6 protein-coding genes and 1 pseudogene are annotated in these 6,259 nt (G+C 69.0%); 3 read left to right on the plus strand and 4 right to left on the minus strand.

What is annotated here, in order from left to right; all coding sequences use genetic code 11:
• Window positions 1-116 precede the first annotated feature (116 nt).
• The 3 genes from G6028_RS14625 to G6028_RS14635 all read right to left on the minus strand — a co-directional run bounded on the left by G6028_RS14625 (window position 117) and on the right by G6028_RS14635 (window position 2,935).
• A complete protein-coding gene (locus G6028_RS14625; RefSeq protein WP_017837640.1) occupies window positions 117-899 on the minus strand; it encodes a phosphoadenylyl-sulfate reductase in 783 nt (260 codons plus the stop codon).
• Complete coding sequence (locus G6028_RS14630) at window positions 896-2,590, minus strand: nitrite/sulfite reductase (protein ID WP_095717708.1); 1,695 nt, start codon at window positions 2,588-2,590, stop codon at window positions 896-898. The genes G6028_RS14625 and G6028_RS14630 overlap by 4 nt, the downstream gene beginning before the upstream one ends.
• A gap of 159 nt (window positions 2,591-2,749) precedes the next feature.
• Complete coding sequence (locus G6028_RS14635; protein WP_095717709.1) at window positions 2,750-2,935, minus strand: hypothetical protein; 186 nt, start codon at window positions 2,933-2,935, stop codon at window positions 2,750-2,752.
• 235 nt (window positions 2,936-3,170) lie between these two features.
• Between G6028_RS14635 and G6028_RS14640 the strand changes: the two genes are divergently transcribed.
• Window positions 3,171-3,317 carry a hypothetical protein gene (locus G6028_RS14640; RefSeq protein ID WP_176475032.1) on the plus strand — a complete coding sequence of 49 codons (147 nt, stop codon included), beginning with the start codon at window positions 3,171-3,173 and terminating at the stop codon, window positions 3,315-3,317.
• A gap of 93 nt (window positions 3,318-3,410) precedes the next feature.
• Here the strand turns inward: G6028_RS14640 and G6028_RS14645 are convergent, their stop codons facing one another.
• Window positions 3,411-4,301 (minus strand): patatin-like phospholipase family protein, encoded by an 891-nt coding sequence (locus tag G6028_RS14645; RefSeq protein WP_338404237.1) that lies wholly within the window; start codon window positions 4,299-4,301, stop codon window positions 3,411-3,413.
• A gap of 56 nt (window positions 4,302-4,357) precedes the next feature.
• On the opposite strand from G6028_RS14645, the gene G6028_RS14650 reads away from it, so the two are divergent.
• Window positions 4,358-5,827 (plus strand): amino acid carrier protein, encoded by a 1,470-nt coding sequence (locus tag G6028_RS14650; RefSeq protein WP_182659310.1) that lies wholly within the window; start codon window positions 4,358-4,360, stop codon window positions 5,825-5,827.
• Window positions 5,824-6,259 (plus strand): annotated as a pseudogene (locus G6028_RS14655) (adenosine deaminase); the annotation flags it as partial. The gene G6028_RS14650 and the pseudogene G6028_RS14655, both read left to right, overlap by 4 nt.

Raw genomic sequence — 6,259 nt, forward strand, 5'->3', positions numbered from 1 at the left:
CCCCGCGCCCACCACCAGCACCTCGCGCGCGGACAGCCCCACCGTCAGGGGGAGGCCGTCCAACGCGGGTGCCGCCGGCCGCTCGGCCGCGGGGGCGGCGTCAGCGAACGCGATCGTCACAGGTGGATGCCGCACTCGGTCTTGGAGGAACCGGCCCAGCGACCTGAGCGCGGATCCGCTCCGGCTTCGACGCGGTGGGTGCACGGCTCACAGCCTATCGACGGGAAGCCGTCGTCGAGCAGGGGATTGAGGAGGCACCCGTGCTCCTCCGCGTAGGCGTGGACGCGATCCAGGGTCCACGCCACGAGCGGGTTGATCTTGATCATCGAGTGCTTGGCGTCCCACTCCACGATCGCCGCTCCGGCGCGGTGGTCGGTGTCCACCCGGCGCAGACCGGTGATCCACGCCTCGTATCCGGACAGCGCCGCGTCGAGCGGCTCCACCTTGCGCAGGCGGCAGCACAGCTCCGGGTTCGTCTCGAACGGGCGCGGGCCGAGCGCGGCCTCGTGCTCCTCGCGGCTCGCGGGGCTGCGCACGTCCACGACGTTGAGGCCCGGTGTGGACGCGAGGGCGTCCCGGACGCCGATGGTCTCCGAGAAGTGGTACCCCGTGTCGAGGAAGAGCACGTCCACTCCCGGGGCGTACTGCGCGGTCATCTCCGGCACCACGGTGTTGGCCATCGAGCAGGCCACGGCGAGGGCGTCGCCGAAGGTCTCGCCCGCCCAGGCCAGGACCTCGGCGGGGTCGACCTCGCCGTGGTGGCCGTAGAGCCCGCGGTCGTCGAATCGACGCGCCGCGTCCTCGGCGATGGCCTTGAGTTCCTCGGTGGTCCGACGCCGGCCGGGGCCGGGGGTCAGGACGGTGCTGCGGGGCAGCAGATCGAGTGCGACTGCGGTCATACCAGAACCTCCTCCTCCACACGGTGGGCCCACTCGGCGAACGTCTCGCCGCTGGCACCGGTCTCCATGTACTTGCGGATCACGCGCTCCACGTAGTCGGGCAGGTCCGCGGACGGCACGCGGAGTCCGCGGACCGTGCGGCCGAGCCCACCCGACTCCTGGTCCTGGGAGGCCAGGCCGCCACCGAGGTGGACCTGGAAGCCCGGGGTGTCGCCGTCGAGCAGCTGGCCCTTGAGGCCGATGTCGGCGGTCTGGATGCGCGCACAGCTGTTGGGGCAGCCGTTGAGGTGGATCGACAACGGCGTGCGCAGGGGCGCGTCGTCGGCGAACCGGTTCTCGAGCTCGCCGATCAGTGCGGTGGCGGTGTCCTTGGTGTCGACAAAGGCGAGCTTGCAGAACTCGATGCCGGTGCACGCCATGGTGGAGCGGCGGAACGAGCTCGGGCGGGCGTGCAGCCCGATGGCGGCCAGTCCCTCGACCAACTCCTCGACCTTCTCCGGCTCGACGTCCAACACGAGCAGCTTCTGGTGCGGGGTGAAGCGGACCCGGTGGGAGCCCGCGGCCTCGGCGAGGTCGGCGACCTGCGAGAGCTTCTCGCCGCCCACGCGCCCGACGGTGGGGGCGGCGCCGACGTAGAAGCGGCCGTCCTTCTGCTCGTAGACGCCCACGTGGTCGCCCGAACCCACGCCACGCTCGGGGGCGGGGCCGTCCGGGAGCTCGCGGCCCAGGTACTCGTCCTGAAGGACCTGGCGGAACTTCTCGGCACCCCAGTCCTTGATGAGGAACTTGAGCCGGGCGCGGGTGCGCATGCGCCGGTAGCCGTAGTCGCGGAAGATCCCCACCACGCCGGCCCACACCTCGGCGGCCTCCTCCTGGCGGACGAACACGCCGATGCGGGTGGCGAGCTGCGGGTTGGTGGACAAACCGCCACCCACCCAGAGGTCGTAGCCCGGGCCGAGCTCCGGATGCCGGACGCCCACCAGCGAGATGTCGTTGATCTCGTGGACCACGTCGAGGCTCGGGTGCCCGGTGATGGCGGACTTGAACTTGCGCGGCAGGTTGGAGAACTCGGGCGTGCCGATGTACTTGGCCTTGATCTCGGCGATCACCGGGGTCGGGTCCAGGATCTCGGACTCGGCCACGCCGGCGACCGGGCTGCCGAGGATCACGCGCGGGCAGTCACCGCAGGCCTCGACCGTGTCGATCCCGACGTCCTCGAGCCGCTGCCAGACCTCGGGCACGTCCTCGATGGCGATCCAGTGGTACTGGATGTTCTGCCGGTCGGAGATGTCCGCGGTGCCGCGGGCGAAGTCGGTCGAGATGCCCGCCAGTACCCGCAGCTGGTCGGTGGTCACCGCGCCGCCGTCGGTCCGGACCCGCATCATGAAGTACTCGTCCTGCAGCTCGTCGGCCTCGAGCTTGGAGGTCCGCGAGCCGTCCAGCCCCTGCTTGCGCTGGGTGTACAGGCCCCACCAGCGCATCCGACCCGAGAGGTCGTCGGACGGGATGGAGGCGAACCCCTCCTTGGAGTAGGTGTCGAGGATCCTCTGGCGCACGTTGAGCGCGTCGTCGGTGAGCTTGAACTCCTCGTTGTGGTTGAGCGTGAGCTTGCCGTCGATCTTCCACTGGCCCTGCGGCTTGGGGGCGCGGGCGGGACGAGCGGGGCGGGCGGCGGCGTCGGTACCGGTCATGTCCGCGAGGGTAGCGGTCGACAGACCGGTCTGTCTAATGTCGCACGGCGGACTCCGCCCCCGCACTCGCCCCACCCGTCGGCGGCGCAGGCCCCACCCACGCGATCAGCCGCCCCCCGCAGAGGGAGGCGGCTGGTAACCAGATCGCCGTACGGTCGGTCAGACCGGCGGCATGATGGTCGACCCCAGATCCTCGGCGACACCGAACACGGTCCACCAGAAGACCTCCACGATGTGGACCGGGAGGAACGTCAGGGTGTCGACGAGCGTCGACCCCGTGTCGGTGGCCAGACTGCCCGCCGCGCCGACGGTCGACCCGGCGAACTCGAAGAGACTGCCCCACATGATGAACTCCTTCCAGAGCGGCCCTGGTCAGCCCACCCCTTGGACTACATCTCGGTCGCCCTGACCCGATCATAGGACGATCCTCATTAAGTGGAAACCCCCCAGCGAGGCACTTACGAATATGCTGAGTAGCTTTACTCGAGAGGCAAGTTTGTGGAAACGCCCGTGGATCGTCAGTACCGTGAATGACGTACCCCGCTAAACCGTGGGGCTCCACCTCTCGAAAGGACACCACATGTTCTCTGACTTCTGGGACTCCCTGGCCGCCGGTTCCTCCGAACTCGTCCCGAACGTCGGCTCCGCCGCGATCGACGGACTGCTCGGCCTGCCCGCGTACATCCTCGAGACCCTCGGTGGCGGCGCGGAGCTCTTCGGCTCCTGATCCCCAGCGACGCACGCCCCGGTGGTCCGCCACCGGGGCGTTCGCCATTTCGCGGGGTGTGACCGCGCAAGGCCTGTCATCGCGCAAGGTCTGTTACAGTCCGCAGAACTCGAACCAGGTGTCGACCTCCCGCCGGGCCTGCTCCCTCCCCAGGACGTAGGCCTCGGCGAGTCGGTCGACCCTGCGCTCGTAACTCCGTATCAACACCCGCTCCGGACGGAACACCACCGCGTCGCCAGACTCCTCGAGAGCCTCGATCTCGTCGAGCGTCTCGTTGTAGAGCGCCCACCTGTGCAGGAGGGCCTCCCCCACCGCCGGGAACCGCCGGAAGTACGAGCGGTAGAACGGGGTCAGTCGACGCGGCGGGATCTTCCGGTATCCACTCGGCTGGGTCAGCACCACCAGAAATCTCTCGTATCCGGCCTCCCGCGCTGCGGACAGCGGGATCCCGCCGTCATGGCCCAGGGCCCCGTCCACGTAGTACTCGCCGTCGATCAGCACCGGCGGCATCCACACCGGCATCGTCGAGGACGACCTGACCATCCGCATGAGCTCCGGCATGCTCGAGGCGTCCTCCTCGGTCCAGAAGACCGTGGCACCGTCCGAACACCGGAAGGTCCCGATCCTCGCGGCCGTGCCGCTGCTGGAGAACGTGTCGAAGTCGTACGGCAACACCTGGTCCGGCAGACCGGTCTGCTCGTAGATGTACTCGGCGTTGAACAGCCCCTTCCCCCGGGCGAAGCTGCGCCAGTCCCCGAAGTTGGGGTCCGCCGCGAGTTCGACGAAGCTCTTTCGCGCGCGGACGCCCTCGCGGGACAGATAGTTGGCCACGTGGGTGGCCCCCGCGGAGATCCCCGCAGCCATCCCACCGTGGATGCCCGCATCGATGAGCGTCTCCACGACCCCCGCCGTGTGGACCGCCCGCATCCCCCCGCCCTCGAACAGGACTGCGACATCCGGAGCAGTGGGCGATAAATCGGTCACGACACCCAGGGTAAGTCGCATCGTCACATCAGCGATGATCGACTACCGTCTCCCGAGTGAGCGCTCTCGCCGACTTCATAGCATCCGTCAACGATGTCTACTGGTACGCGGTCATCGCGCTACTCGTCATCGCCGGCCTGTACTTCTCCTTCACCACACTGATAGTCCAGATCCGGATGTTCCCGGAGATGTTCAGGACGATCGTCGAGAAGCCCTCGGACATCGAGCCGGACAAGAAGGGCATCTCCGCCTTCCGCGCCTTCACCGTCTCGGCCGCCTCCCGCGTGGGCACCGGGAACATCGCCGGCGTCGCGATCGCGATCACGGTCGGCGGACCCGGTGCAGTGTTCTGGATGTGGGTGCTCGCGATCATCGGAGGCGCCACCGCGTTCGTCGAGTCCACACTCGCCCAGCTCTACAAGGTCCGGGGCAAGGACTCCTACATCGGCGGCCCCGCCTACTACATCCGCGACGGCCTCGGGTGGAAGCCGGTGGCGGTCGCCTTCGCGGTGATCATCACCGTGACCTACGGCTTCGTCTTCAACGCCGTCCAGGCCAACTCCATCTCGGCCTCGGTACGCAACCAGTTCGGCCTCGAGGGGCTCGGGTCCGGCCTGGTCATCGGCGTCGTGCTGGCACTGGTGGTCGGCGCGGTGATCTTCGGCGGCATCCGGCGACTGTCCGCGGTCACCGAGATCGTGGTCCCGCTCATGGCGATCGCCTACATCGTCGTCGCCCTCGTGGTGGTGGCGATCAACATCACCGAGGTCCCGGAGATGATCTCCCTGATCGTCGGCCACGCCCTGGGCTTCCGCGAGGTCGCGGGCGCCGCGATCGGCGCGGCGATCATGCAGGGCATGCGGCGTGGGCTGTTCTCCAACGAGGCCGGCATGGGCTCGGTCCCCAACGCGGCGGCCACCGCCTCCGTCTCCCACCCCGTCAAGCAGGGCCTGGTGCAGGCGCTCGGCGTCTACTTCGACACCCTGGTCGTGTGTTCGGCCACCGCGTTCATCATCCTGCTCGCCAACCCGGAGTTCGGCGGCGACCGCGAGGGCATCACCCTCACCCAGGACTCACTGGCCTCCCAGGTCGGCGACTGGGGCGTGCCCTTCCTCATGGTGGTCATCTTCTTCCTGGCCTTCTCCTCGATCCTGGGGAACTCGTACTACGGCGAGGCCAACATCCGCTTCCTGCGCGAGAGCCCCGTGGCCCTGCGCGTCTTCCGCGTGCTGGTCATCCTGGCCGTGCTCGGTGGCTGCCTGGGGTCGGTCGACCTCATCTGGAACATGGCGGACCTGTTCATGGGCGTCATGGCCACCATCAACCTCATCGCGATCATCCCGCTGGGCGGTCTCGCGGTGGCACTGCTGAAGCACTACCTGCGGCAGAAGGCCGAGGGCCACAACCCGGTGTTCCACCGTGACGACCTGCCGCAGGCCCGGAACGTCACGTCCTGGGACGGTTCCGATCCCATGACGCTGCAGCACGTCGCCGACGAGGCGCGCGACGTCGAGCCGAAGGGGTGAGCCACCCGGCACCGGCCGCGCACTCCCCCGCGTACGAGCGCTTCGCCGCCCTGCCCAAGGCGCACCTGCACGTCCACCTCGAGGCCGCGATGCGGGCCGAGACCATGCGCGAGTGGTGTGCCGAGGACGGCGTGGAGGTCCCGCCGCTCGTCGAGTTCCCCGACTTCACCCGCTTCCTCGACGCCTACGGCCTGCTCATCTCGCTCCTGCGGACCCCGGAGCGGCTCGGTCGGTTGCTCGACGAGGTGGTGGCCGACGCCGCCGCCCAGGGCGTCGTGGCGCTGGAGTTCGCCTCCATCCCGGACAAGTCCGCCGCCTTCGACACGGCCGAGGACGCCCTGGCGTTCATCCTCCCCGCCGTCGCGGAGGCCGGCCGGCGCCACGGGGTGTGGACCGGCGCCATCGTGAGCATCGACCGCGGCGCCGCGCGCG

It is taken from the genome of Dietzia cercidiphylli (assembly GCF_014145145.1).
GTDB classification, from domain to species: domain Bacteria; phylum Actinomycetota; class Actinomycetes; order Mycobacteriales; family Mycobacteriaceae; genus Dietzia; species Dietzia natronolimnaea.